At 70.7% G+C, this 25,682-nt stretch carries 20 protein-coding genes; 4 read left to right on the forward strand and 16 right to left on the reverse strand.

Annotated elements, in window-relative coordinates; all coding sequences use genetic code 11:
* Positions 1-39: 39 nt before the first annotated feature.
* The 5 genes from ntrC to glnA form a co-directional block, all read right to left on the reverse strand.
* Positions 40-1,470 (reverse strand): nitrogen regulation protein NR(I), encoded by a 1,431-nt coding sequence (ntrC, locus tag SLW55_RS15500; RefSeq protein ID WP_017908905.1) that lies wholly within the window; start codon positions 1,468-1,470, stop codon positions 40-42.
* 10 nt (positions 1,471-1,480) lie between these two features.
* The gene (locus tag SLW55_RS15505; RefSeq protein ID WP_267100527.1) at positions 1,481-2,512 is read right to left on the reverse strand and encodes an ATP-binding protein; all 1,032 of its coding nucleotides are present in this window, start codon (positions 2,510-2,512) and stop codon (positions 1,481-1,483) included.
* Positions 2,513-2,846: 334 nt separating this feature from the next.
* Positions 2,847-4,298 (reverse strand): ammonium transporter, encoded by a 1,452-nt coding sequence (gene amt, locus SLW55_RS15510; protein WP_320745362.1) that lies wholly within the window; start codon positions 4,296-4,298, stop codon positions 2,847-2,849.
* A 19-nt stretch (positions 4,299-4,317) separates the two neighbouring features.
* On the reverse strand, positions 4,318-4,656 hold the full coding sequence (locus tag SLW55_RS15515) for a P-II family nitrogen regulator (RefSeq protein WP_010341076.1): 339 nt from the start codon (positions 4,654-4,656) through the stop codon (positions 4,318-4,320).
* A 325-nt stretch (positions 4,657-4,981) separates the two neighbouring features.
* Complete coding sequence (gene glnA, locus SLW55_RS15520; RefSeq protein WP_017908900.1) at positions 4,982-6,391, reverse strand: type I glutamate--ammonia ligase; 1,410 nt, start codon at positions 6,389-6,391, stop codon at positions 4,982-4,984.
* Positions 6,392-6,614: 223 nt separating this feature from the next.
* Here glnA and SLW55_RS15525 point away from each other — a divergent pair, with 223 nt between their 5' ends.
* Positions 6,615-7,406 (forward strand): undecaprenyl-diphosphate phosphatase, encoded by a 792-nt coding sequence (locus tag SLW55_RS15525; RefSeq protein WP_017908899.1) that lies wholly within the window; start codon positions 6,615-6,617, stop codon positions 7,404-7,406.
* A gap of 320 nt (positions 7,407-7,726) precedes the next feature.
* Here SLW55_RS15525 and SLW55_RS15530 read toward each other — a convergent pair whose 3' ends face one another.
* From SLW55_RS15530 to SLW55_RS15570, 9 genes are all read right to left on the reverse strand, one after another.
* Complete coding sequence (locus tag SLW55_RS15530) at positions 7,727-8,338, reverse strand: YbhB/YbcL family Raf kinase inhibitor-like protein (protein WP_284468123.1); 612 nt, start codon at positions 8,336-8,338, stop codon at positions 7,727-7,729.
* Positions 8,339-8,358: 20 nt separating this feature from the next.
* Positions 8,359-10,434 (reverse strand): tetratricopeptide repeat protein, encoded by a 2,076-nt coding sequence (locus tag SLW55_RS15535; RefSeq protein ID WP_320745363.1) that lies wholly within the window; start codon positions 10,432-10,434, stop codon positions 8,359-8,361.
* A gap of 357 nt (positions 10,435-10,791) precedes the next feature.
* Positions 10,792-11,784 carry an alpha/beta fold hydrolase gene (locus tag SLW55_RS15540; protein ID WP_017915141.1) on the reverse strand — a complete coding sequence of 331 codons (993 nt, stop codon included), beginning with the start codon at positions 11,782-11,784 and terminating at the stop codon, positions 10,792-10,794.
* Between the two features lie 67 nt (positions 11,785-11,851).
* Positions 11,852-12,646: a lysophospholipid acyltransferase family protein gene (locus SLW55_RS15545; RefSeq protein WP_026143382.1), complete on the reverse strand. Its 795-nt coding sequence runs from the start codon at positions 12,644-12,646 to the stop codon at positions 11,852-11,854.
* Between the two features lie 113 nt (positions 12,647-12,759).
* Positions 12,760-13,179, reverse strand: a complete 420-nt coding sequence (locus SLW55_RS15550) for a hotdog fold thioesterase (RefSeq protein WP_017914155.1) — start codon at positions 13,177-13,179, stop codon at positions 12,760-12,762.
* Between the two features lie 195 nt (positions 13,180-13,374).
* Complete coding sequence (locus SLW55_RS15555; RefSeq protein WP_152237352.1) at positions 13,375-15,393, reverse strand: phospholipase D family protein; 2,019 nt, start codon at positions 15,391-15,393, stop codon at positions 13,375-13,377.
* Complete coding sequence (locus tag SLW55_RS15560) at positions 15,393-15,947, reverse strand: YceI family protein (protein ID WP_226977881.1); 555 nt, start codon at positions 15,945-15,947, stop codon at positions 15,393-15,395. Before SLW55_RS15560 ends, SLW55_RS15555 begins: the two co-directional genes overlap by 1 nt.
* 56 nt (positions 15,948-16,003) lie before the next feature.
* Positions 16,004-16,480, reverse strand: a complete 477-nt coding sequence (locus tag SLW55_RS15565) for a histidine phosphatase family protein (RefSeq protein WP_010340932.1) — start codon at positions 16,478-16,480, stop codon at positions 16,004-16,006.
* A 15-nt stretch (positions 16,481-16,495) separates the two neighbouring features.
* Positions 16,496-17,128 (reverse strand): ParA family protein, encoded by a 633-nt coding sequence (locus tag SLW55_RS15570; protein WP_017913046.1) that lies wholly within the window; start codon positions 17,126-17,128, stop codon positions 16,496-16,498.
* A 127-nt stretch (positions 17,129-17,255) separates the two neighbouring features.
* Between SLW55_RS15570 and SLW55_RS15575 the strand changes: the two genes are divergently transcribed.
* Positions 17,256-18,749: an AAA family ATPase gene (locus SLW55_RS15575; RefSeq protein ID WP_152237342.1), complete on the forward strand. Its 1,494-nt coding sequence runs from the start codon at positions 17,256-17,258 to the stop codon at positions 18,747-18,749.
* 199 nt (positions 18,750-18,948) lie between these two features.
* On the opposite strand, the gene SLW55_RS15580 is transcribed toward SLW55_RS15575, so the two are convergent.
* Positions 18,949-19,863, reverse strand: a complete 915-nt coding sequence (locus SLW55_RS15580; RefSeq protein ID WP_295939227.1) for an AEC family transporter — start codon at positions 19,861-19,863, stop codon at positions 18,949-18,951.
* 222 nt (positions 19,864-20,085) lie between these two features.
* Entirely contained in the window at positions 20,086-20,697 is a 612-nt protein-coding gene (locus SLW55_RS15585) for a tetratricopeptide repeat protein (protein WP_267108550.1), read from the reverse strand.
* A gap of 190 nt (positions 20,698-20,887) precedes the next feature.
* On the opposite strand from SLW55_RS15585, the gene SLW55_RS15590 reads away from it, so the two are divergent.
* A complete protein-coding gene (locus SLW55_RS15590; protein WP_320745364.1) occupies positions 20,888-24,610 on the forward strand; it encodes an indolepyruvate ferredoxin oxidoreductase family protein in 3,723 nt (1,240 codons plus the stop codon).
* A 269-nt stretch (positions 24,611-24,879) separates the two neighbouring features.
* Positions 24,880-25,482 (forward strand): hypothetical protein, encoded by a 603-nt coding sequence (locus SLW55_RS15595; RefSeq protein ID WP_295959072.1) that lies wholly within the window; start codon positions 24,880-24,882, stop codon positions 25,480-25,482.
* Positions 25,483-25,682 lie beyond the last annotated feature (200 nt).

Raw genomic sequence — 25,682 nt, forward strand, 5'->3', positions numbered from 1 at the left:
AGTCCGCGCTGTCCCGGGTCCCGGGTCCCGGCTCCTTCCTCAGCGCCGCCGCCGCCCGGGCCCCAGCTTGCGGGTGACGGTGTTGCGGCCCACGCCCAGGCGGGCGGCGGCTTCGGCGCGGCGGCCCTGGGTGAAGCGCAGCGCCACTTCCAGCAGCGCCTTGTCGAAGCGTTCGCGGGCCTCGGCATGCAGGCCCTCGGCGCCGTCGGACAGGCGCTGCTGCGCCCAGGCCGACAGTTGCGTGTCCCACTCGCCGCCGTCGCCGCTGCGCTCGCGGCGGCCGCCGCGCAGCAGGGCGGCCTCGACGTCGCCGGCATCGATGATTTCCGCCGGCGCCAGCGCGGCCAGGCGCCAGCATACGTTCTCCAGTTCGCGCACGTTGCCCGGCCACGGATAGGCGCGCAATGCGTCCAGCGCCGCCGGCGCCAGCCGCTTGGGCGGGGTGTCGAGCTTGCGCGCGGCCATCGCCAGGAAGTTCTCGGCCAGTTGCGGCACGTCGGCGCGACGCTCGCGCAGCGGCGGCAACTGCAGCCGCACCACGTCCAGGCGGTGCAACAGGTCGGCGCGGAAGCGGCCCTGTTCGACCAGCGCTTCCAGATCCTGGTGGGTGGCGGCGATGACCCGCACGTCGACCCGGATCAGTTCGCGCCCGCCGACGCGGAAGAACTCGTTCTCGGCCAGCACGCGCAGCAGCCGGGTCTGCAGCGGCAGCGGCATGTCGCCGATTTCGTCGAGGAACAGGGTGCCGCCGTCGGCCTGCTCGAAGCGACCGATGTGGCGGCGCTGCGCGCCGGTGAAGGCGCCGGCCTCGTGGCCGAACAGTTCGCTCTCCAGCAGTTCGGCCGGGATCGCGGCGGTGTTGAGCGCGACGAACGGTTTGCGCGCGCGCGGCGACTCGGTGTGCAGCGCGTGCGCGACCAGTTCCTTGCCGGTGCCGGTCTCGCCGTTGATCAGCACCGACAGCGGCGCCTGCGCCAGCCGGCCGATGGCACGGAACAGCGCGCGCATCGCCGGGGTGTCGCCGATCAGTTCGGTGCTGCCCTGCCCGGCCGGCGCCACTGGCGGTGCCGCGGCGATGGCGCTGCCGGCATCGGGCAGCGCGCGTGCGGCTAGCGCCACCGCATCGTCCAGGTCGAACGGCTTGGACAGGAACTCGTGGGCGCCGCCGCGGAACGCGCCGGCGGTGCTGGCCACGTCGGTGTAGGCGGACATCACGATCACCGGCAGTTGCGGGTGCGCGGCCTTGAGCTTGTCCAGCAGCACCAGGCCGTCGTCGCCGGGCATGCGCACGTCGGTGAACAGCAGGTCGGGCATGGGCCGCTGCGCCAGCGCCTGCAGCGCGGCGGCGGCGCTGTCGAAGCCGTCGACGCTGTAGCCGGCGTCGCGCAGCGCGGTGGACAGCACGAAGCGCACCGAACGGTCGTCGTCGACCACCCAGATACGTTGCGTTCCTTGCAGGGAGTCGGTCATCGCAGTGCTCCTAATCGGTGTCCGCTGCGCGCTGCGGCAGCAGCAGGGTGAACACGGTGTGGCCGGGGCGGGAGCGGTAGGTCAGCGAGCCGGCATGCTCGCGCGCCACCTGCTGGGCCAGCGCCAGGCCCAGGCCGCTGCCTTCGGCGCGGCCGCTGACCAGCGGCAGGAACAGGTGTTCGGCCAGTTCCTCGGGCACGCCGCGGCCGTCGTCGACGATCTCCAGGCGCAGGCCGCGCGCGTGCACGCGGTCGCGGATGCGCTGGCCGTGCTCGACACGGGTGCGCATGGTGACCTGCGCGGCGCCGGCCTGGATCGCGTTGCGCACCAGGTTCCACACCGCCTGGGTGAGGCGGTCGGCATCGCCGAGGAATTCGGGGATGCTGGGGTCGTAGTCGCGCTGCAGGCGCACCGACCAGCCGCCTTCGTTCTCGGCCAGGCGCAGCACCCGCTCCAGCACCGCGTGGATGTTGAGCATGGCGTGCGGGCGTGCCGGCGCCGGCGACAGCAACTGGTCGAGCAGGCTGTTGAGGCGCTCGATCTCCGCGCCGATCAGTTCGATCAGTTCGCGTTCGTCCTCGTCGCGGTGCTGGGCGCGCCGCGCCAGCAGCTGGGCAGCACCCTTGAGCCCGGCCAGCGGATTGCGCAGTTCGTGGGCCAGGCCCTTCAGCGCCGCGCTGAGCGCGTTCGGCAGGGCCTGCGCCGGGTCCGGCGTGGGGAACTCGTCGACCGGATGCGCTTCCAGCAGCCAGCCGCCGTCGTCCAGCCGCGACAGCCAGCCCTCGGCAAAGCGCGGGGGTTCGCCGGGCACCGCCAGGGCCATGCGGTGCAGGCGCAGCACGTCGCGCTCGTCGTTGCGCAGGAACCGGGCCAGCGCATCGCCCTGCACTTCCAGCGAGGCCAGCGGCTGGTCGAGCAGGCGCCGCACGCTGACCCCGAGCCAGCGCGCGAAGGCGGGATTGGCGCCGCGCAGGCGGCCGTCGGTATCGGCCCAGACCACCGGGGTGCCAAGGGCGGAAAGCGGGGGCGGCGGGGTGTTCATGGCCATTGCACCAATGTAGTGCAAAGCCGAGCAGGCGGCACGGGCGAGCGGCGCATGGCGCGGCCGCTGCCCTCGCGGATGGCGCGTCGCGCAGCCGCCTGACGACCAGTGGGTGGTGCCACCCGGCCCTGCATCGCGACGCAACCAGGAATCTTGCGGAAAGCCGGGGGTGTGGCGAGGCGAATGGCCACGCGGAATACCTCGATCTTTTGAGAATGGCCGGCGCTTCCCCCCAGGAAGCGCCGGCGAAGGCCGCGGCCGCGCGGACCGGCCACCAGCGCCGGCCACACGTCCTGCGACAAGGCCCGCGACCGCCGTCGCGGGCCGGCGAAACTCACAATTCGTAGGCGGATTCGCCATGCGAGGTGATGTCCAGACCCTCGCGCTCGGCGTCTTCCGGCACGCGCAGGCCGATCACCAGCTTGGCGATCAGGAAGCCGACCACCGAGACCACGCCGATCCAGCCGACGGTGATCAGCACGCCTTCGGCCTGCACCAGCACTTGGTGGCCCATGGTCACGCCCTCGGCGTAGCCCATGCCACCCAGCGCCTTGTCGGTGAACACGCCGGTGAGGATCGCGCCGACGATGCCGCCGACGCCGTGCACGCCGAACACGTCCAGGGTGTCGTCGGCATTGAGCAGCTTCTTCAGCCCGGTCACGCCCCACACGCAGATCACTCCGGCGGCCACGCCGATGGCGATGGCGCCGAACGGCCCCACGGTGCCGGCGGCGGGGGTGATGCCGACCAGGCCGGCGACCATGCCCGAGGCCACGCCCAGCGCCGAGGACTTGCCCTTGATCACCTTCTCGGTCAGCGACCAGGCCAGCACCGCCGCGGCGGTGGCCAGCAGGGTGTTGAGGAAGGCCAGTGCGGCGGTGGCGTTGGCTTCCAGCGCCGAGCCGGCGTTGAAGCCGAACCAGCCCACCCACAGCAGCGAGGCGCCGACGAAGGTCAGGGTCACGTTGTGCGGCTTCAGCGCGGTGTGGCCGAAGCCCAGGCGCTTGCCGACGAAGTAGGACCCGACCAGACCGGCCACGCCGGCATTGATGTGGACCACGGTGCCGCCGGCGAAGTCCAGCGCGCCCTTGCCGAACAGGAAGCCGGGGGCCGACCACACCATGTGCGCCAGCGGCAGGTAGCCGAAGGTGAACCAGATGACCACGAACAGCAGCACCGCGGCGAACTTCACCCGCTCGGCGAAGGCGCCGACGATCAGCGCGCCGGTGATGCCGGCGAAGGTCAACTGGAAGGCGACGAACACATACTCCGGCAGCTTGAAGCCCTTGGAGAAGGTGTCGGCCAGCGTGGTGGTGTCGACGCCGGCCAGCAGCGCCTTGTGCAGCGTGCCGATGAACGGACCGCCATCGGCGAACGCCAGGCTGTAGCCGTACACCACCCACAGCACCGCGATCAGCGAGAACACCACGCCGACCTGGATCAGCACCGACAGCACGTTCTTGGCGCGGACCATGCCGCCGTAGAACAGCGCCAGGCCGGGCACCACCATCAGCAGCACCAGCAGCGTGGAGGTGAGCATCCAGGCGACGTCGCCCTTGTCCACCACCGGCGCCGGCGTGGCCGCGGCCGCGGCCGCGGCCGGCGCGGCGGCCGGCGCAGGCGGCGGCGTCAGTTGTTCGGTGACCACGTCCGGCGTCGGCGCCGGGGTGGTTTCGGCCTGGGCGAAGGCCTTGCCGGGGATGCCGACCGCCATCGCGCTGACCAGCATCAGCATGCATACCGCGTAGAACCGGGCCTTCCACCCGGCGAACAGACCTGTCTTCATGAAGGGCTCCAAGGTGGGGTTAGAGCGCATCGGCGCCGATTTCGCCGGTACGGATGCGGACGACCTGCTCGATGGCGGTGACGAAGATCTTGCCGTCGCCGATCTTGCCGGTGCCGGCCGCGCCCTGGATCGCCTCGACCACGGCATCCAGACGCTCGTCGGTCACCACGGTCTCGATCTTGATCTTGGGCAGGAAGTCGACGACGTACTCGGCACCGCGATACAACTCGGTGTGGCCCTTCTGCCGACCGAAGCCCTTGACCTCGGTGACGGTGATGCCGGACACCCCAGCCTGCGACAAGGCCTCGCGGACCTCGTCGAGCTTGAATGGCCGGATGATGGCGGTGATCAGTTTCATGCGCATACCCCGTTGGTGGAAGGAACCGGCCGCCGAAGGCCGACCGGCACTGGGCCCATCGACCGCGCCGCGAACGGCGCGGGTGCTGCTGCGCGATGCGTTCCGTGGATCACGCCGTGGCCCACCGCACCCAAGGTGCGGCGGCGACGGCGACGTGGGAGGGAACGTGGCCCACGGCACGCAAGCGCTCTGTTGCGCGGTCCATCCCCTGGACACTCGATGACGCGATGGTGGGCGCGGACCACCTGCGCGGCTCCCCAGCCGGGCAGGTGGCGGCGATGGCGAAGGAGGGAGGGGAAGCCTTCGCCATCGCCGCGCGTGGAACTCAGTTGGCGTAGTACAGCTGGTATTCCAGCGGGTGCGTGGCCGCGCGGAACTTGGTCACTTCCTGCATCTTCAGCGCGATGTAGCCGTCGATGAAGTCGTCGGTGAACACGCCGCCGGCCTTGAGGAACTCGCGGTCGGCGTCCAGCGCTTCCAGCGCCTGGTCGAGGCTGGAGCACACCTGCGGGATCTGCTTCTCCTCTTCCGGCGGTAGGTCGTACAGGTCCTTGTCGCTGGGCGCGCCCGGGTCGATCTGGTTCTTGATGCCGTCCAGGCCGGCCATCATCAGCGCGGCGAAGGTCAGGTAGCCGGACTGCAGCGGATCCGGGAAACGGATCTCGATGCGGCGCGCCTTCGGGTTGGACACCCACGGAATGCGGCACGAGGCCGAACGGTTGCGCGCCGAGTAGGCCAGCATCACCGGCGCCTCGAAGCCCGGGACCAGACGCTTGTAGCTGTTGGTGCCGGAATTGGTGAAGGCGTTGATCGCCTTGGCGTGCTTGAAGATGCCGCCGATGTACCACAGCGCCATCTGCGACAGGCCGCCGTAGCCGTCGCCGGAGAACAGGTTGGTGCCGCCCTTGGCCAACGACTGGTGCACGTGCATGCCCGAGCCGTTGTCGCCGACGATCGGCTTGGGCATGAAGGTCGCGGTCTTGCCGTTGCGGTAGGCGACGTTCTTGATGATGTACTTCATCATCATCAGCTCGTCGGCCTTCTTCACCAGCGAGTTGAACTTGGTGCCGATCTCGCACTGGCCGGCGGTGGCCACTTCGTGGTGGTGCACTTCGACTTCGATGCCGACCTGCTCCAGGGTCTTGCACATCTCGGCGCGCAGGTCCTGCAGCGAGTCGGTCGGCGGCACCGGGAAGTAGCCGCCCTTGACCGCCGGACGGTAACCGCTGTTGCCGCCTTCGATCTTGCTGCCGCTGCTCCAGGCCGCCTCTTCCGAATCGATCTTGAAGAAGGTGTGGCCCATCTCGTTGCCGAAGCGCACGCCGTCGAAGATGAAGAATTCCGGCTCCGGGCCGAAGAACGCCTGGTCGGCGATGCCGCTGGACTTCAGGTAGGCCTCGGCGCGCTTGGCCACGCCGCGCGGGTCGCGGCCGTAGCTCTGCATGGTGGCCGGGTCGAGGATGTCGCAGGTCAGCACCAGGGTCGGATCGGCCATGAACGGATCGACGAAGGCGGTGTCGGCGTCTGGCAGCAGGACCATGTCCGACTCGTTGATGCCCTTCCAGCCGGCGATCGAGCTGCCGTCGAACATCTTGCCTTCCTCGAACAGCGCCGGCTCGATGATGCTGACCGGGAAGGTGACGTGCTGCTGCACGCCGCGCATGTCGACGAAGCGCAGGTCGACGAACTCGATCTTGTTGTCCTTGACCAGCTTCTCAATAGTTTCCGCAGACATTCGATGCAACCTCGGGTTGTGAAGGGCGTGGGCGAGTATCAGCAATCGCCATGCCAAGCGTGTGGCACTCACAAGCCCTTGATTCTGCTGAAGCGTGCACGCGAAGGATGCAAATGCACTGCACTTTCGTGGTGCATTCACACCTGAACGCACCAAATTTGTGCGCGAGGCGGATGCTCTATCCTTGCGCAGCTTCCCCTCCCCCAAAGCGACCCTCTCCCCCATGAGCGATCTGTTGTCGGCCCTGCTGCTGGGCATCATCGAAGGCCTGACCGAATTCCTGCCCATTTCCAGCACCGGGCACCTGTTGATCGCCGAGCGCTGGCTCGGCCACCGGTCCGACTTCTTCAACATCGTGATCCAGGCCGGCGCGATCCTGGCCACCACCCTGGTGTTCCGGCAGCGCCTGTGGGATCTGGCCACCGGCCTGGGCGACCGTGCCAACCGCGACTACGCCTTCAAGCTGGGCGCCGCCTTCCTGGTGACCGCGGTGGTCGGTCTCATCGTCCGCAAGGCCGGCTGGCAGTTGCCGGACAGCGTGCAGCCGGTGGCCTGGGCGCTGGTGATCGGCGGCGTGTGGATGCTGGTGGCCGAGTACTTCGCTGCGCGCATGCCAGAGCGCGAGACGGTGACCTGGACGGTGGCCATCGCGGTCGGCCTGGCGCAGGTGGTGGCCGGCGTGTTCCCCGGCACCTCGCGCTCGGCGGCGACGATCTTCCTGGCGATGCTGCTGGGCCTGAGCAAGCGCTCGGCCGCGGCCGAGTTCGCCTTCCTGGTCGGCATTCCGACCATGTTCGCGGCCAGCGCCTACTCGTTCCTGGAGCTGTACAAGGACGGCGGCCTGGGCAGCGAGAACTGGGGCGACGTGGCCCTGGCCTTCGTCGCCTCGATGGTCACCGGCTTCGTGGTGGTGAAGTGGCTGCTGGGCTACATCAAGTCGCACCGCTTCACCGCCTTCGCGGTGTACCGGATCGTGCTGGGCGCGGCGCTGCTGCTGTGGTTGCCGGCGGCGTGAGGGTTTGAGCTGGCGTCTCCCTTCTCCCATCGGGAGAAGGTGCCCCGCAGGAGCGGATGAGGGTACGGACGAAGCCTCGCAATGACAGATCGGCGAGGCGCTGCGCGCCCCGACCCTCACCCCAACCCCTCTCCCGAGGGGAGAGGGGCTTCGGCTTCTCCCTTCTCCCATCGGGACCATGGCCCCCTTTTCGGGGGAAGGTGCCCCGAACGGGCGGATGAGGGTACGGGCGAAGCCTCGCAATGTCAGATCGGGCTAAGCGCTTCGCGCGCCGGACCCTCACCCCAACCCCTCTCCCGGCGGGAGAGGGGCTTTACGGCTCACTTCGCGGCCGGATTGAGGCTGTAGGTGCCGTGCAGGCTGGCTTCGGCCAGCACGTGGCCCTGCATCGCGCGCAAGGCGTCGGCGGCGGTGAAGCGTGCCGGCACGTCCAGGCGCGCCACGTCCAGGGCGAACAGGCGGAAGAAGTAGCGGTGCACGCGCAGGTCGTTGGCCGGCGGATACGGGCCGTCGTAGCCGTGGTAGTCGCCGCCCATCGCCGCGTCGCCGGCGAACCAGTCGGTGTAGCTGTTCAGCCCCTGCCGCGCGCCGTCCAGGCCGGGCGGTTGCTGCTTGCCCTTGGCCACTACGCCGTCGCTGGCGCTGCCTTCGGCGATCTCGCGCAGGTCGGCCGGCAGGTCCACCGCCACCCAATGCACGAATTCGGTGCGCGGTTGTTCGACCGGGATCTGCACGTCGTCGCGGCCGACCATCTCGGCCACGGTCGGCACGTCCGGATCAACGCACAGCAGCACGAAGGACTGGGTGCCGGCCGGCACCGCGTCCCAGACCAGGTGGGGGTTGCGGTTGCCGCCGAAGCCGTCGGCCTGGCCCATCGCGTAGGTCGCGGCGATGGGCTGACCCGGCTGGATGCTGTCACTGCGAAGACGCATGCGTGAATCTCCTTGGGGAATCAGGTTTCAGGGTAGCCAAGGCGCACCGCCACCGGCGTCAGCAGCGCGAACGCCGCGGACAGCGGGGCGGCGTAGGCGCGCCAGTGGCCGGCAGCCAGGCGTGGCGGGCCGACCGTGGCGATGGTCGGGAACGCCACGCCGAACGCCTGCTCCAGCGCCGCCGCCACGCCGGCCGGATCGTGCTCGGTCCCGTCCAGGCGCACCAGGTGGTGCGGATACAGATCCTGTTCGTGCAGGTCGGCGACCTGCGCCAGCACCGCCGCCAGCCACTGCGCACCGGTCTCCGGCGAGGCCAGGCCCAGCGGCGCCGGGGCACCGTTGGCCAGCCAGTCCAGCAGCATGTCGCGCGGGTCGCGCAGTACCACCAGCAGCCGCCCTTCCGGCAGGTGCGGGCGCAGCGCGCGCAGCAGCGCGTTGTCCCACCACAGCAGCCAGTCGACGATGTTGCCGTCGCCGACGCCGCGTGCCGGCAGTTGCGCGCGCCACTCAGCGACCAGCGCCGCACCGTCCAGGGCGCCGCTGTCCAGTTCCTCGACGCTGCGGAAGCGCTGCAGGCCGTCGGTCGGCGGCTGCGGACCGAAGCGGTCGCCGCGCAATACCGGGCTGGCCGCGTCGATCACCGCGATCACCCGCTCCACGCCGCTGCCCGGCGGACCCCAGACGAACAGCGGGCGGGCCTGGTTCTGCGGGTCGACAGTGCCCAGCGGCGGCCACTGCGCCGGGGCCTGGCCCAGCGGCGGCAGCGGCAGGCGGTGCGACAGCTGTTCCTCCTGGAAGGCCACCCAGGTCACCAGCGCGTCGTCCGGGCGCCCGGCCGCATCCTGCACCGCCGCCAGCCAGGGCCGCACCACGGTGCGGTCGCGTTCGGGCATGCGCTGCATCAGGCCGTGCACGTGGGCGATGGCGGCGTCGTGCTCGCCGCGCTCCAGCAGCGCCTCGACCAGGCGTTCCTCGCCGCTGAGCCGGCCCGGTTCCAGCGCCACGATGCGCTGCGCCACGGCCTCGCCCTGATCGCGCTCGCCGGCCATGTCGTGCACCCGCAGCTGCGCTTCCAGCGCCGGCACGTGCGCCGGCATCGCCGCCTGCCAGCGCGCGATCAGCGCGCGTGCCTCGGGGCCGCCCACCGGCTCCAGCGCCAGCCGCGCCAGCCACAGGTCGTGGGCGTCGGTGGTGGTGGCCAGCGCCGCTTCCAGGGTGGCGCGGGCATCGTCGATCGTGCCCAGGCGCTGCCAGGCGATCAGCGCCGCATGCAGGGTGCGGCGGTCGGCCGGGGCCACCGCCAGGGTGCGGCGCAGGTGGTCCAGCGCCTCGGCCGGGCGGTCGGCCTGCAGGGCGTACTCGCCGGCCAGCCGGCGCATGTTGGCGGTATCGCCGGACGGATCGGCCAGCACCGTCTCCAGCGCGGTGATGGCGTCGTCCAGGCGGCCCTGGCGGTAGGCCAACTGCGCGACCAGCGCCATCATCGCCGCGCCGGTGCCCGGAGTGAGCGCGGCGACGCGGCGGAATGCGGTCTCGGCGAAGGCGAAGTGCTGCTTGTCCAGATAGGCGAAACCCAGCGCGTAGAGCAGGCGGGGATCGTCCGGCAGCGCGTTGCTGGCGCGCGAGAGCAGCGCCAGCGCGCGGTCGGCGTCGCCGCGGCGCAGCGCCAGCATGCCGTCCACGCCGAGCAGTTGCGGATGCTCCGGCTGCAGGCGCGCGGCGGTGCGGCTGAGCCGCTCCACTTCGTCCAGGTCGCCGCGGCCCAGCGCCAGGTGCGCGCGCATCACGTAGGCGAGGAATTCGTTGGGATCCAGCGCCGCGGTCTGCGCCAGCGCGTTCTCGGCCTGGGCCAGGTCGTTGGCGCTGACCAGCATGCCGGCGTGCAGCAGGTGCAGGCTGGCGTCTTCCGGCGCCAGCGCGATCGCGCGGCCGATGCTGTCGAGGGCGGCGGCAGTCTCGCCGTGCTGCTGCTGCGCCAGCGCCAGCCAGCGGAAGGCCTGCGGGTCGTCGGCGGCCTCGGCGGCCCAGGTCTGGGCGAGACGCAGCGCGTCGGCGGTGTCCTGGCGGCGCAGGGCGTCGAGAATGGGCTGGTGCATGTAGGTCCGGCGTTGGGGCAAACCCGCATTGTAGCGGGAGCGCCCGGCCGCCCTGCGCGGGCACCTGCGTCCGCGCGGCGGGCACATCGGGCGCATCGGGCCTCGCTGGGAGCGGCCGTGTCGCCGACGCTGCCGGGGGACTGAGGCGACGCGCCTGCGAGGTTTGCCGAGCATGCCGGCCGCGTAGATGACCCGTGCGCCGGGCAGCGCTACGTGGTGGCGGCGGTGATGGTGCGGGAACGGCGGAAGGAGCATCGACGCGTGCCGCACCCGGGAATCCCGGTGCGCCCACCTTGCTGACCGCCTGCCGCACGCCGGCGCGGGCGAGATCGCCCGCCGGCCTGCGCGCAACGCCGGTCAGGCCTCCACCAGCCCCTCGGTCAGCCGTTCGGCCACCCAGCGTTCGGCGAAGCCGTCGCCGCGCGCGTTCTCGATGAAGCCGCAATGCCCGCCCCAGCGGGCGATCTCCAGCCGCGCGAGGTCGGGCAAGCGCCAGCTGCGGAAGTCGTCCAGCGGAATCACCGGATCGTCCTCGGCCATCAGGATGTCGGCCGGCACGCGCAGGCCTTGCAGGCGCTCGCCGGCGATGCAGTAGCTGTCGAAGTAGGCGTCCAGGCTGGCGAAGCCGGCGTGGCGCTCGGCCAGCCAGGCCATCAGCCCACGCATGTCCAGCGCCAGGGTGGCGTCGTCGTAGCCGTGGCGGTCGGGGAACAGTTCGCGCTTGCGCAGCAGCGACTCGCGCCACTTGCGGCGGAAATACCAGTCGTAGAACTGCGGGCCGTTCTCGATCCGCTGCATGGTGGTGGCCGGGTCCAGCAACGGGCACACCGCGGCCACGTGCTGCAGCGGCAGGCCCGCCGCCGGCGCGCGCAGCGCCAGGCGCAGGGCGAAGTTGCCGCCCAGCGAGTAGCCGGCGGCGAGCAGGGTCGGCGCCGGGAAGCGCCGCCACAGGTCGCAGGCGGCGTTGACCACTTCGTCCAGGCGCTCGGAGTGGAACAGGTCCACGTTGAGGTGGTGGGTGCCGCCGTGGTCGCGGAAGTTGAGCCGGAACACCTGGTAGCCCAGCGCCAGCATCTTCGCCGCGGTCAGGCGCATGTAGCTGGAGTCGGCGCTGCCTTCCCAGCCGTGCAGCAGCAGCACGGTGCCGCGCGGCGCTTCCCCAGCCGGCACGCTGAGCCAGCCCTGCAGGCGCACGCCATCGCCGCCGTCGAGGATGTGCGAGGTGGTGGTGGCGCCGCTGGCGGCGAGCAGTTGTTCGCCACGGCGCACGCGCAGCAGGCTGGAACCCAGTACCGATTGGACGTGCGGGTTGCGCAGCCAGCGAGGGGGGGAGTAATCGGTTGCGTTCATGGGCAGCGAGCTTGCACCCGTCGACTGGAGTAATCGGTCAGGCGCGGCGTGGTCGGTGTCCCGCTGTTCAGGGTTGTGCCATCGCCGTGACGATGCGCGCGCGCGAGATCTCGGCGATGCGCCGGCGCCCTTCCACGTCCTGCAGCCGGATCGGTTCCAGGAAATGCACCTCGGCCACCCGCCCCGGCTCGCCGAGCAGGCGCAGGAAGTTGGCGAAGAAACTCTCGTGAGGACCGAACGCGACGATCTGCTGCGCAGAGCCGCCGGCACCGTAGCGCAGCGCCACCGGCTGCACCGCCACCTCGGCCTCGACCGCGGCCTGGAAGATGCGCGCATGGAACGGCCCCACGTCCTGGCCGCCGCGGGTGCGCCCTTCCGGGAACACGCCGACCGAGCACCCGGAGCGCAGCCGCTCCAGCATCGCCTGCAGCACGCCGCCCAGCGACTCGGTGCTGCCGCGCTGGTGGAAGATGGTCTGCCCGCGCGCGGCCAGCCAGCCGACCAGCGGCCAGCCGGCGATCTCGCGCTTGGCGACGAAGCCCATCATGCGCTGGCTGTGCAGCATCACGATGTCGATCCAGCTGACATGGTTGGCGACGAACAGCACCGGATTGGGCAGCGGCGCGCCGATGCGGCGCACGCGCAGGCCGAAGATGCGCAGCAGCCAGGTCGACCACCAGCAGACCATGCGGTCGCCGAAGGATTCGGTGCCGGCGCGGCCGGGCGACAGCGCCATGCACACCAGCAGGAACGGCAGCGACAACAGCACGTGCAACGCCAGCAGCGGCACGCGGTAGCCGTAACGAACCCAGCGCAGCGCCCCACCGTATTGGCGCATGGCGGGTGGGGAGAACTCGCTCATTCGAACAAGGGTACCGGAAGCGGGGGCCTAGCGGACAATTGTGTCACCCCGAAGACGCGGCCGCAGACACGTCGCCCGTGACCGCCGAGGCAGGGTTCAGCCCGGGACCGGGCTCAGCCGCGGTCGACCACCGCCAGGGTCAGCCGCGACACGCACACCGGCTTGCCGGCCGCGTCCTCGATGTGGATCTCCCACACCTGCGTGGTCCGGCCCACGTGCAGCGGCCGCGCGGTGCCGGTGACCACGCCGCTGCGCGCGGCGCGCAGGTGGTTGGCGTTGATTTCCAGGCCAACGCAGATCCGCCCCGGCTCCACGCACAGGTTGCCGGCGGTGCTGCCCAGGGTCTCGGCCAGCACCACCGATGCGCCGCCGTGCAGCAGCCCGTACGGCTGCCGCGTGCGCGCGTCCACCGGCATCGTCGCCCGCAGCCAGTCCGGCCCGGCCTCGGTGAAGACGATGCCCAGGTGCGCGATCAGGGTGTCGCGGCAATCGGCGTTGAGGACGGCGAGATCGGCAGGTTCGCGGAAGGGCATGTGTTGGACTCCATGCAGGGGGAAGAATGTCGAAGTGCCGGGACTCGGGGCCCGGGACCCGGAACCCGGGAGAAGCAAGCGCCAAGGCATGCGCCGCATCCGGGCCGACTCCCCCAACCCCCGACGCACTGCACAGTGATGCGCCCGGCGTCCGCTTTTTGCTTATCCGGGTCCCGGGCCCCGGGTCCCGACCTTTCAGAGAATCGGCACCAGCCCCGAGCCGAACGCGGTCAACATCCGCACCAGCAGCCACTTCGGGCCGACGTTGACCTCGGGGAAGTCGCCGACCGCGCTGTAGCAGCGGTGGAAACCGGGGTCGCGCCGGGTCAGCGGCGCCGGGCAGTCGGGGCCGGGCTGGAATTCGTAGTCGGTGGCGTAGCGCCATGGCCAGAAGTCCAGCACCGGCAGCGCCTCGGAAACCTTGCCCATGCTGTAGTTCAGGCCCGACAGCACCGGCGGCTTGACCCGCGGCGCCACCACCCAGGAGTTCTCCGGCTCGATGTCGCGGCCGATGCTGGCCGCCAGCGCCTGCGCGAACGCCGGATCGTCGACGATCACCGCACCCTCGGTGTTGTAGGTCTCGCTGCGCGGGTCGAAGTTGTGGGTGCCGATCACGCCGACGCGGCGGTCCACCACCAGCGACTTGGCGTGCAGGCCCATGCGCGCGCCCTCGCGGGTCACCGGCAGCGGCCGGTTGGCGATGCGCCGGCTCAGGTACGATGGACGGGTCTCGGTGCGCAGCACGCGGCGCGCGACCTGGCTGCCGTCGCCGCGGCTGCCGGACGGCCCGCCACTGCCGCTGCCCAGCAGCGAACTGCGTCCGGCCGCGCTGCCGCCCAGCAACGTGGTGCGGCCGCGGCCGGGATCGCCGGCGCTCTCGCCTGCGTTGTCGCCGCTGGCCGGCGTGGCCGGCACCTCGCCCTGCAACGGCGCCGGCAGCAGGTTGGCGTAGTCCACCGGCGCATCCAGCGGGAACGGCTTGTACTCGTAGATGTCGAAGCCCAGTTCGCGCAGGTTGCGGCGCTTGTACTTGTAGGACAGTGCATACACCACCGGGTTGTCGGTGGCGGCCAGGCTGTTGGTGGCCACCACCACGCGCGGTGGCGGGGTGCGCTTGCGCAGGTCGCGGAAGATCTCCTGCGCGGGGTCCGACAGCACCAGGTACGGCGTCTGCAGGATGATCTCCTGGCGTGCGTCGGCAATCAGCCGGTCGAGCTTGGGCGCGGTGGAGATGGCCTTGGGGCCGTGCTCGCGGCGGTGCTTCTGCGGCAGGTCGGCGACGTAGTCCACATGCTTCACCGGCAGCGCCGGCAGCACGAAGGCGTTCTCCACGAAGGCCGGATCGGACGCCTCCTCGCTGACCCGCTGCACCCGCTCCGGGCGCAGGAACTGCGCCGGCGGCATCGCCGGCACGCCCTGGCGCAGCAGCAGCTTGCCGACGTCGTTGAGCCGCGCCACCGGCACGCTGCGCCGGGCCGCCCAGTAGGCGTCGAAATTGGCGGCCATCGACCGCGCCACCGGGCCGGCGACCAGCACGTCGCGGTCGCGGAAGTTGTACTCGGCGTCCCAGTCGAAATAGTCGTCCTGGTAGTTGCGCCCGCCGACCACGCCGATCGCATCGTCGATCACCAGCAGCTTGTTGTGCATGCGCTGGTTGAAGCGGCGGAAACAGCACAGCACGCTGGCGGCGTAGTGGAAGTAGTTGGGCTTGGCCAGGCCGAAGGTGGGGTTGTAGATGCGCAGCGAGAAGTTCTCGTGCGCGCCGGCCAGCGCGCCGAGGATCTGCAGGTCGGAGATCGCCGAGAGCTGGTCGATCAGCACGCGCACCTGCACGCCGCGCCGCGCCGCGGCCAGCAGCTCGTCCATCACCAGCCGCGCGCTGTCGTCCTTGTCGAAGATGTAGGTCTGCAGGTCGATGCTGCGGCTGGCGCTGCGGATCAGGTTGACCCGCGCCACCAGCGCTTCTTCGCCGTGGTCGAGGATGGTGGCGTAGTGGCGCGGCGCGCCGTCGCCGGACTGGGCGAAGGCCTTGCCGGCCAGCCCGCGCAGCGGCGAGGCCAGCGCGCAGTGGTCCCCGCGCGTGCAGTCGACCTGGCGGTCGCGCGCGGCCTCGGCGATCGCCACGGCGCGGCCGTGCTGCGCCTGCGACAGGCTCGCGCAGCCGCTGCCGAGCAGCAGCGCCACCACCACCAGCACCCGCATCAATTTCGATATCACCGAGTGGCCGCCTCGGTCAGGCGTGCGCGCAGCACGAAGGTGACCCGGTCGCTCAAGGCCAGATCCCACTTGTCCATTCCGTAACGTCCACGCAATACCGTACCGCGGCTGATGACGTCGCAATCATAGCCTGCGCGGGCGCATGCGGCCGGCATGACGGTCAGCGTCTCGGCGTGGCTGATCCCGCGGATGCTCAGGATGCCGGGGATCGGCCCGCCCTTGCCCAGCACCTGCGGCGAGAACGGCTGCGAGTCGAAGGACACGGTGGGGTAGCGCGGCGCGTCGAAGAAATCCTCGCCGCGCATCCAGCCGGTGTAGCGCGGCTTGCCGGGGATTTCCACGTAGGCGGTGAACAGGCGCAGGTGCACCTGATGGCGGCCGTCGGGCAACACGTGCACGGTGCCCTCGTAGCGCGGGAAGAAGCCTTCGATGCGCTGGCCGAAGCGGGTGCGGATCTCGAACCCGAAGCGCGACTGCGCCGGGTCCAGGGCGTATTCGCCGGGCGCCAGCAAGGCCGGCGTCACCTGCGCGTGGCCGACGGCGCACCACAGACACAACGGCAGCAGCGCGGCGCACAGCGCCGGCCGCAGGAGCCTGCGCAGCGGGCTCAGGGCCACCAGAACGCGGTCAAGCGCGCCACGCCCGGCTCGATCGCCGCGTCGTGCGGGACCCCGAGTACGGCGACGCTGGCGGTGGGCATGCCGCGGTAGTCGCCGGACTGGCCGCTGTGCATCAGTGCCGCCAGCCGCTCCAGGCCCGGGTTGTGGCCGACCAGCAACAGCCGCTCGACGTCGCGGTGGCCGTCCAGCAGATCGGCCAGGGTGCCCGAGGTCGCCTCGTAGATGCGCGGCTCCAGGCGCTGCTCGACGTAGCCGGTCAGCTCCAGCACCGCCTCCAGGGTTTCGCGCGCGCGCCGCGCCGGCGAACACAGCACCCGGTCCGGCACCAGCCGCTGCTCCAGCAGCCAGCGCCCGGCGGCTTCGGCCTCGGCCAGGCCGTGCGGCGACAGCGGCCGGTCGAAATCGGCCTGGCCGGTGTCGGCCGGTTCGGCGTGGGCATGGCGCAGCAGGATCACTTCTCGCAAAACGATGGTCATCGGTCAGGCCTTCTTGAGCCACTTGAGCAACGGTTCCCAGTCCTGCTGGTGGTCGCGGACCTGGACGGAGTGGTAATCGAACAGGCTGCGGCCCAGCCCCACCAGCACCACGTAGGCCTGGCTGTCGCGCAGTTGCGCCACCACCGGGTAGGGCCATTCGGCGAGCATCTGCAGCGCCTGCTGGGTGGCATTGGTCCAGGGCTTGCTGCGGTTGAGCACCAGCCCGACCGGCAGCTTGCGCTGGTGCACCCGCGGCACCTTGGCCAGGGTGTTGAGGAAGCCGACGGTGGCCTCGATGTCCAGCGCCGAGGGCATCACCGGCACCACCACTGCGTCGGCCTCGTCGAGGAAGTGGGTCAGGTCCTCGGCCATGGCGCCGGCGGCGGCGTCGACGATCACCCGCTGCGCGTCGTCGGGCAGCGCCGCGCGCCAGCTGCGCTTGCGGCTGGCGTCGATCGGCAGCACCGCGCTGTCCAGGCCGGCACGGCGTTCGGCCCAGCGGGTCGAGGAGCCCTGCGGATCGGCATCGGCCAGCACCGTGCGCTTGCCTGCCAGCGCGTAGGACGCCGCCAGGTGCGTGGCGACCGTGGTCTTGCCCACGCCGCCCTTGGAGCCGGCCACCAGGATCGTCTTCATGCACGCCTCGCTTCCGGGGGAAGAAGCCGGAGCGTACACCGGCCCTACGTCAGCCGGTAGTCAACGCGCAGCACGCCGCCAGCCGCCGGGCTTGCTATCGTGGCGGCCCCCTTCGCCTTCCGATGCCATGAGCGAGCTGCAGGACCTGGTCGCGCTGATCCGCGCCAACACGCCCCTGATCGTGATCGAGACGCAGGAGGAGGCGCGCATCGTCGACCTGTTCCGGCAGGCATTGATGCAGGTCTGGCGCGCCCTGCACCGCTGGTCGATCACCGAGGGCCTGCGCCGCATCGACCTGGACCGCGAGGACCCGCCGAGCGGGCCGCCGGACGCCAGCGCGGTGCTGCAGGCGATCAAGCAGGCCGATCAGCGCGGCATCTACCTGCTGCTCGACGTCACCCCGTACCTGGGCTACGCCAGCCACCAGCGCCTGCTGCGCGACATCGTCGAGCGCCGGCACTGCCAGCCGCACGTGCTGGTGCTGATCGGCACGCGGATCGAGCTGCCGGCCGAGCTGGAAGCGCTGGCGACCCGCTTCAATCCGCGCCTGCCCGACGCCAACGCCCTGCTGAAGATGGTGCAGGAGGAGGCTCTGGGCTATGCGCGCGAGTTCGGCGGACGCCGGGTCGAGGTCGACGGCGACGCGGTCAAGCAGATCCTGCGCAACCTGCGCGGGCTCAGCCTGATCGACGCGCGGCGCATCGCCCGGCAACTGATCTACGCCGACGGCGCGCTCACCGCATCCGATCTGCCGCAACTGGCCAAGCTCAAGTTCGAACTGCTCAACCGCAGCGGCCACCTGCAGTACGACAACGATGCCACGCGCTTCGAGGACGTGGCCGGCGCGCGCCGGCTCAAGCAATGGATCGCGCAGCGCCGCGCGGTGTTCGCCGGCACCGCGCCGCCGGGGCTGGACCCGCCCAAGGGCGTGCTGCTGCTCGGCGTGCAAGGCTGCGGCAAGTCGATGCTGGCCAAGGCCACCGCGGCGGGGTTCGGCGTGCCGCTGCTGCGCCTGGACATGGGCGCGCTGTACGCCAAGTATCACGGCGAGACCGAGAAGAACCTGCGCGACGCGCTGGCCGCGGTCGAGCAACTGGCGCCGTGCGTGCTGTGGATGGACGAGATCGAGAAAGGCCTGGCCAGCGGCGGCGAGGACGGCGGCGTATCGCGGCGCGTGCTCGGCACGCTGCTGACCTGGATGGCCGAACGCGGCAGCGCCGACGGCAGCGCCGCGGTGTTCATCGTCGCCACCGCCAACCAGGTGCACGAGCTGCCGGCGGAACTGCTGCGCAAGGGCCGCTTCGACGAGATCTTCTTCGTCGACCTGCCCGACCCGCAGACGCGCGTGGAGCTGTTGCGCCTGCACCTGACGCGGCGGCAGCTGCATGCGGACGCGTTCGCGCTACCGGCCTTGGCTGCCGCCGCCGACGGGTTCTCCGGTGCCGAGATCGAGCAGGCGATCGTCTCCGGGCTGTATGCCGCGCACGCCGAACAGCGGCCGCTGGATACCGAGCTGCTGATGCAGGAGATCCGCACTACCCGACCGCTGTCGGTGCTGATGGCCGAACAGGTGCAGGCGCTGCGCAGCTGGGCCAGCGGGCGGACGGTGCCGGCGGATTAGCGGCGGGCGGTTGGTGACAACGGGCGATGCCGCTATGCGAGGCTGCGCCCGACCCTCACCCCAACCCCTCTCCCGGGGGGAGGGGCTTTGATTTCTCCCTTCTCCCTCCGGGAGAAGGTGCCCCGCAGGGGCGGATGAGGGTACGACGCGCACGCCATGCCAGATCCCACCGGTCCAGGTACCGCGCCACGGCGCAGGCTCAACGCAACGCCCCCAACAACCACGCCCAGGCCGGCAAGGTCGCCAGCGACAGCAGAATCCCGTAGCCGACCAGGGCCGCGGCCAGGCGCGGCGCCAGGCGATGCGAGATCGCCAGCAGCGCGGCGGTGATCATGGTCGGCATTGCCGATTCCAGTACGTTGGCCTGCAGCGCCTGCCCGCGCAGGCCCAGCACCCACGACAACGGCCAGGCCAGGGCCGGCAGCGCCAGCAGCTTCAGCACCAGGCCGGCGGCCAACGGCGCCAATTCTTCGCGCGGCAACCGCAACTGGATCGAGAATCCCACCGCCAGCATCACCAGCGGCAGCATCGCATCGGCCAGGTGTTGCAGGCCGGAGGCGATCCACGCCGGCGGCTGCGCCGGCATCAGGGTCAGCGCGAACAGCAGCGCCCACAGCGGCGGGAACCGCGCCATGCGCAACAACGTCTGCCGCGGCGATGGCGGCGCCTCGCCGCTGTAGCGCGCCAGCACGTACAGGCCGAAGCTGGACAGCAGCACGAAGGTGCCGAACTGGTCGTAGACCACCGCATACGGCAAGGCCGCCTCGCCAAGCAGCGCGCGCACCATCGGATAGCCGATGAAGCTGGAATTGCCCAGCGCCACGCACAGCAGCAGCACCGCCTGCTGATCCCGGCGCAGCCGCAACGGCCGGCGCAAGCCCAGCATCGCCAGCGCGCTCACGCCGGTCAGCAGCCACGGCGTCAGCATCAATCCGAGCAGTTCCAGATTGAACTGCAGGCGCGGCACGTAGATCAGCACCGAGGCCGGCAGGCACAGGTACAGCACCACCCCGTTGAGCACCTCGGTGGTGTTGGCCGGCAGGACGCGCTGACGCGCGAACAGCTTGCCGAGCGCCAGCATGACCAACATCAGGGCGAACGCATCGAAAGCCATCGGCACAGCACGAAATCAGCGGGTACGCGGCATCATCGCATGGCATGTGCACGCAGGCCGTCGAGGCGTCGGCGACCGAAGCCGCACCTGGCCTGCGCCCAGCACGCGCCGGCGCTCCGCGCAGGCGCGACGACACGGTGCGCTGTGCGACCGGGCACACCCGGACCCTAGATTGCGCCGGCCACCCGCGCAGGCCGCGTCGTGCTCCTGGACCCGCGTGCCTCAGGGCCAGGCCGGCGGCGCGGCCTTCCAGGCGGCCTGCACCTCCGCCAGGGTCGCGCGCTCGTCGTCGCGCCAGGCCGGCAGCAACGCCGCGAAATCGGCATTGGCGCCCCACTTGTCCGGCCAGGTGCGCGCCGCCGCGGCGTACCACTTCACCGCCTCGTCCTTGCGCTGCAGGCGCCACAACGTCAGCGCCAGGGTCGGCGGCAGCCAGTCCGGCGCCGCCGGGCGGCCGTTGACCAGTGCGCTCCACTGCGCCAGCGCGCGCGCCGGATCACCCGCGCGCAGCAGGTCCCAGCCATAGTTCCACTGCACCTGGCGCCGCTGCACGCCGGCGGGCAGCCCGTGCAACGCGGCCTGGTACAGCTGTTCGCCCAGTTCCTGGCGGCCGCCGGCCATGGCGATGCCGGCCAGCTGCGCGCGCGCCTCGTTGGCGTTGGGATCGCGCTGCACCGTACTGGCCAGACGATCCACCAGGGCCTCGCCGCTGCCGGCGATGGCGGTGACCGGACGGGTGGTGCCGCGGTCTTCGTCGAAGTAGAACTCTTTCGGTGCCGGCAATGCCTGCGCCCGCACGCTGGCCGCGGTGGCCAGGCCGATGCAGGCCAGCATCGCGGCCACTGCGTATGTGTATGCCTTCACTGCTGCAATCCCCTGGAGTGATCCCCTCACCCGGGTCCCATCCTACCCCGCCACGGCCGGCGTGGACGAGAACGGGCGCAAAAATCGCCGCTGATACAATCGGGGCGATCGCGCGCGGCAGGCGCTGCGCGCCCGCCAGCCTTCCATTTCCGGGCAAGCCATGAACCGCATCGTCGATCCGCGTCCGTCGTCCTCCCTCGCCGCAGCGGCCGCCGACGGCGTGGACACCCGCTATACGCTGGAAGACAAGTACACCCGCACCGATGGCCGCATCTATCTGTCCGGGGTGCAGGCGCTGGTGCGGTTGCCATTGATGCAGCAACTGCGCGACCGCGCCGCCGGGCTGAACACCGGCGGCTTCGTCAGCGGTTACCGCGGCAGCCCGCTGGGCGGTTTCGACCTGGAACTGTGGCGCGCGCGCAAGCATCTGGACGCGGCCAACGTGGTGTTCAAGCCCGGACTCAACGAGGACCTGGGCGCGACCATGGTCTGGGGCACGCAGCAGACCAACCTGTTCCCCGGCGCGCGCGTGGATGGCGTGTATGCCATGTGGTACGGCAAGGGCCCGGGCGTGGACCGCTGCGGCGACGTGTTCAAGCACGGCAACGCCGCCGGCACCTCGCGCCATGGCGGCGTGCTGGCGCTGGCCGCCGACGACCACGCGTGCCGCAGCTCGACCCTGCCGCACGGCTCGGAGGACGAGTTCGTCAGCGCGATGATGCCGGTGCTCAACCCGGCCGGGGTGCAGGACATCCTCGACATGGGCCTGCTCGGCTGGGCGATGAGCCGCTACACCGGGCGCTGGATCGGCTTCAAGACCATCGCCGAGACGGTGGAGTCCTCGGCCTCGGTGCAGGTGGATCCGTTCGCGCGGCAGATCGTGCTGCCGGAGGATTTCGAGCTGCCGCCGGGCGGCCTGAACATCCGCTGGCCGGATCCGCCGCTGGACCAGGAAATGCGCCTGCATCGCTACGCGGTGCGCGCGGCGCAGGCCTTCGCCCGCGCCAACGGCATCGACCGCACGGTGATGGATGCGCCGCAGGCGCGGCTGGGCATCGTCACCACCGGCAAGAGCTACCTGGACGTGCTGCAGGCGCTGGAATACCTGGGCCTGGACGCGGACGCCTGCGCGCGCATCGGCATCCGCGTGTACAAGGTCGGCATGACCTGGCCGCTGGAGCCGCTGGGCATCGCCGCGTTCGCGCGCGGGCTGCAGGACATCGTCGTGGTGGAGGAGAAGAAGGCCTTCATCGAGCGGCAGATGAAGGAACAGTTCTACAACTGGCCGGCCAGCGCCGGCCCGCGCCCGAGCATCGTCGGCAAGTACGACGAGGCCGGCGAATGGATCCTGCCGTCCACCGGCGAACTGACCCCGGCCACCATCGCCGGGGTGATCGGCCGGCGCATCCTGCGCCTGCCGCAGTCGGCTGCGGTGAATACCGACTCGATCGAGCAGCGACTGCGCTGGATGGAGGCCAAGGAAGCGGAGATGGCGCTGCCGCGCGCCAATTTCCCGCGCGTGCCGCACTACTGCTCCGGCTGCCCGCACAACACCTCCACGGTGGTGCCGGAAGGCTCGCGCGCGCTCGGCGGCATCGGCTGCCACTACATGGTGACGTGGATGGACCGCGCCACCGACACCTTCACCCACATGGGCGGCGAAGGCGTCACCTGGGCCGGGCAGGCGCCGTTCACCGACACCCCGCACGTGTTCCAGAACCTGGGCGACGGCACCTATTTCCACAGCGGCTCGCTGGCGATCCGCCAGTCGATCGCCGCCGGCGTCAACATCACCTACAAGATCCTCTACAACGACGCGGTAGCGATGACCGGCGGACAGCCGGTGGACGGCACCCTCAGCGTGCCCGACATCGCCCGGCAGATGCGTGCCGAGGGCGTGCACACCATCGCCCTGGTCAGCGACGACATCGGCAAGTGGACGCGGCGCCGCGAGCTGTTCCCCAGCGACGTGGAGTTCCACGACCGCAGCGAGCTGGACGCGGTGCAGCGGCACCTGCGCGAGGTCAAGGGCACCAGCGTGCTGATCTACGACCAGACCTGCGCCACCGAGAAGCGGCGCCGGCGCAAGCGCGGCAAGCTGCCCGATCCGCCCAAGCGCGTGCTGGTGAACTCGCTGGTCTGCGAAGGCTGCGGCGACTGCGGCGAGAAGAGCTTCTGCGTGTCGTTGCTGCCGAAGGAGACCGAATACGGGCGCAAGCGCCAGATCGATCAGTCCAGCTGCAACAAGGACTACTCCTGCGTGTCCGGGTTCTGCCCCAGCTTCGTCACCGTGCACGGTGGGCAGCCGCGCAAGGGCCGCAAGGCCGACGCTGCGGCGCTGCTGGAGCAATTGCCGACACCAAGCTTCCGCAGCGACCTCAGCCAGCCCTGGAACATCCTCATCACCGGCGTCGGCGGCACCGGCGTGGTCACCATCGGCGCGCTGCTGGGCATGGCCGGGCACCTGGAGGGCAAGGGCGCCAGCGTGCTCGACCAGACCGGCCTGGCGCAGAAGGGCGGCGCGGTCACCACGCATATCCGCATTGCGCGGCAACCGGAAGACCTGCACGCGGTGCGCATCGCCGCCGGCGAGGCCGACCTGGTGCTGGGGTGCGACATGGTGGTGGTCAACGACTACTGGGCGCTGTCCAAGGTGCGCGGCGATCGCTCGCAGGTGGTGCTGAACAGCTACGAAGCGATGCCGGGCACCTTCACCACGCACCCGGACATGCAGTTCCCGGCCGCCGAGATCATTGCCGGCGTGCGCCTGGCGCTGGGCGGACGCGATCCGCTGTTGCTCGACGCCACGCAGCTGGCCACCGCCCTGCTCGGCGACGCCATCGCCAGCAACCTGTTCATGCTCGGCTACGCCTGGCAGCAGGGCCTTGTGCCCTTGTCGCACGCGGCGCTGATGCGCGCGATCGAACTCAACGGCGCAGCGGTGGCGATGAACCAGCAGGCCTTCGCCTGGGGCCGCCTGGCGGCGCTGGACCTGCCGGCGGTGCGACGCGCAGCGGGTCTCGCCGATCCGGCTGCGGACGAACGCGAACGCCAGGCGCCGGGGCTGCAGCAGCTGCCACCCGGCGAGTGGGAAGGCCACGAGGCCGGCGCCAGCGCCGCGCCGCGCAATCCCGCCAATCCGCGTCCGGCGCGCGAGCTGCCGGCCGCCGCCGACAGCGGCGAGGCCGGGCACGCGCCGCTGGACGACAGCCGCCTGTCGCGCTCGCTGCCCGAGCTGGTCGCGCGCCGCCACGCCTTCCTGGTCGACTACCAGGACGCCGCCTACGCCGCACGCTACACCGCGCTGGTGGAGCGCGTGCGCGCTGCCGAGCAGCGCGTGGCGCCGACCTCGACCGCGCTGACCGAAGCGGTGGCGCGCTACGCGTTCAAGCTGATGGCCTACAAGGACGAGTACGAGGTGGCGCGGCTGTACACCAGCGGCGCGTTCGCGCAGCAGTTGCAGGCACAGTTCGAGGGCGACTACCGCGTGCGCTTCCACCTGGCGCCGCCGCTGCTGGCGAAGAAGGACGCGCAAGGCCGGCTGCGCAAGCGCGAATACGGCCCGTGGATGTTCACCGCGTTCAAGTGGCTGGCCAAGCTGCGCCGCCTGCGCGGTGGCGCCCTCGACGTGTTCGGCTACAGCGCCGAGCGGCGCGGCGAACGGCAGTTGATCGCCGACTACCTCGCCACCGTGGACGAACTGCTGCAGCGGCTGCAGGCGGACAACCTGGCGCTGGCGGTGCAGATCGCCAGCATTCCGGAGCACATCCGCGGCTACGGCCACGTCAAGGAAGCGCACCTGCACGAGGCCAAGCAACAGGAAGCGCGGCTGCTGGCGACCTGGCGCAATCCGAAGGCGCTGCATATCGTGCAGGCGGCCTGAGCGGGAGACGAACGCCTGCCGCCGTGCAGCGGCGGCGCAATGGCAGTATCGAGGGCGTCTGACCGAACGCCGCGGCCGGCGCCGCGTTTTCTGCTCTCCCGCGTTCCCGGGCGTCCGTGCATCTGCCGCAGAAGCGGCTGCAGCCGCGACCCGACTCCAGCCGCACGCAGGACAGCAGCATCGCCAAGGGCGCCCAGCCTTGGGCATCATCCGCACGTTGCGTGGATCGCCAGCGATCCACGGCCGCATCAGCCTCGAAGGAACATCGCGTGAAGCGTTTGCTCAAACTCGCATGCGTGGCGCTGGTGGGCGCCATCCTGCTGTTCTACCTGCTGGCGGAGCACGCCGGCCCCTGGATCATGCCGCGGTTCATCACGATCCGTGTCGTGGCGGGACCCGATCGGCCACTCTCGGGCGCTAGGATCCGCGTCCAGCAGGACGTGTGGTCGATTCCGTGTCTGAGCTACATGGGGATCTCCGGCGCGAGTTGCGCGTCGGGCAAATGGACGGTCTTCCATGGCCGCCTGAATCGCAACGGCGAAGCGCGGGTGTTGGTCTTTCAGGCAGCCGGGCTGCGGGCGGATTCGTATATCGCCTGCATCAATGGGAACCAGTACGAGGGCTACTTCGCCTACACCGAGTGGCCAGAGCAACAGGACGTGCAGCGTCTCACCCTGGACTACAAGCGCCTGGAGCAACAACGAACAGGTTGCATGAACGGCTATGGAGAAGAACGGCTGGCGGCGCCGGCCTGGTGGGATGCCGCCTTGAAGGAAGATGCAGAGGCGGAGGCGGAGGCGGAGGAGGACGATTCGTCGCAATCGACGGCTCAACAACCTCCGGATAGCTCACCGACATCGGACGGACCGTAGGAACCAGGCTGCAGGCGCGGCTTCAGCCGCGACCTGCCATGTCACCAGGTGGCGATGCAGCCCATGCCCAACGGCTTGCAGCGCACCACTACCATGCAAATGGATCCCGGTCGATCGCGATGCTGTCGATGACGGAAGGGTCTGCGCGTCGGGATTGAAGTCCCTCCCACACGGTCGCTTGCGTACACTTCGCATACGAC

This window comes from Xanthomonas sp. LF06-19 (assembly GCF_034105425.1).
Taxonomy (GTDB): domain Bacteria; phylum Pseudomonadota; class Gammaproteobacteria; order Xanthomonadales; family Xanthomonadaceae; genus Xanthomonas_A; species Xanthomonas_A sontii.

What these genes read in the sequence shown, in the direction of transcription:
- ntrC (WP_017908905.1), bottom strand. Translation starts at nt 1,470, where the DNA reads ATGACCGACTCCCTGCAAGGAACGCAACGTATCTGGGTGGTCGACGAC.
- SLW55_RS15505 (WP_267100527.1), bottom strand. Translation starts at nt 2,512, where the DNA reads ATGAACACCCCGCCGCCCCCGCTTTCCGCCCTTGGCACCCCGGTGGTC.
- amt (WP_320745362.1), bottom strand. Translation starts at nt 4,298, where the DNA reads ATGAAGACAGGTCTGTTCGCCGGGTGGAAGGCCCGGTTCTACGCGGTA.
- SLW55_RS15515 (WP_010341076.1), bottom strand. Translation starts at nt 4,656, where the DNA reads ATGAAACTGATCACCGCCATCATCCGGCCATTCAAGCTCGACGAGGTC.
- glnA (WP_017908900.1), bottom strand. Translation starts at nt 6,391, where the DNA reads ATGTCTGCGGAAACTATTGAGAAGCTGGTCAAGGACAACAAGATCGAG.
- SLW55_RS15525 (WP_017908899.1), top strand. Translation starts at nt 6,615, where the DNA reads ATGAGCGATCTGTTGTCGGCCCTGCTGCTGGGCATCATCGAAGGCCTG.
- SLW55_RS15530 (WP_284468123.1), bottom strand. Translation starts at nt 8,338, where the DNA reads ATGCGTCTTCGCAGTGACAGCATCCAGCCGGGTCAGCCCATCGCCGCG.
- SLW55_RS15535 (WP_320745363.1), bottom strand. Translation starts at nt 10,434, where the DNA reads ATGCACCAGCCCATTCTCGACGCCCTGCGCCGCCAGGACACCGCCGAC.
- SLW55_RS15540 (WP_017915141.1), bottom strand. Translation starts at nt 11,784, where the DNA reads ATGAACGCAACCGATTACTCCCCCCCTCGCTGGCTGCGCAACCCGCAC.
- SLW55_RS15545 (WP_026143382.1), bottom strand. Translation starts at nt 12,646, where the DNA reads ATGAGCGAGTTCTCCCCACCCGCCATGCGCCAATACGGTGGGGCGCTG.
- SLW55_RS15550 (WP_017914155.1), bottom strand. Translation starts at nt 13,179, where the DNA reads ATGCCCTTCCGCGAACCTGCCGATCTCGCCGTCCTCAACGCCGATTGC.
- SLW55_RS15570 (WP_017913046.1), bottom strand. Translation starts at nt 17,128, where the DNA reads ATGAAGACGATCCTGGTGGCCGGCTCCAAGGGCGGCGTGGGCAAGACC.
- SLW55_RS15575 (WP_152237342.1), top strand. Translation starts at nt 17,256, where the DNA reads ATGAGCGAGCTGCAGGACCTGGTCGCGCTGATCCGCGCCAACACGCCC.
- SLW55_RS15580 (WP_295939227.1), bottom strand. Translation starts at nt 19,863, where the DNA reads ATGGCTTTCGATGCGTTCGCCCTGATGTTGGTCATGCTGGCGCTCGGC.
- SLW55_RS15585 (WP_267108550.1), bottom strand. Translation starts at nt 20,697, where the DNA reads ATGCTGGCCTGCATCGGCCTGGCCACCGCGGCCAGCGTGCGGGCGCAG.
- SLW55_RS15590 (WP_320745364.1), top strand. Translation starts at nt 20,888, where the DNA reads ATGAACCGCATCGTCGATCCGCGTCCGTCGTCCTCCCTCGCCGCAGCG.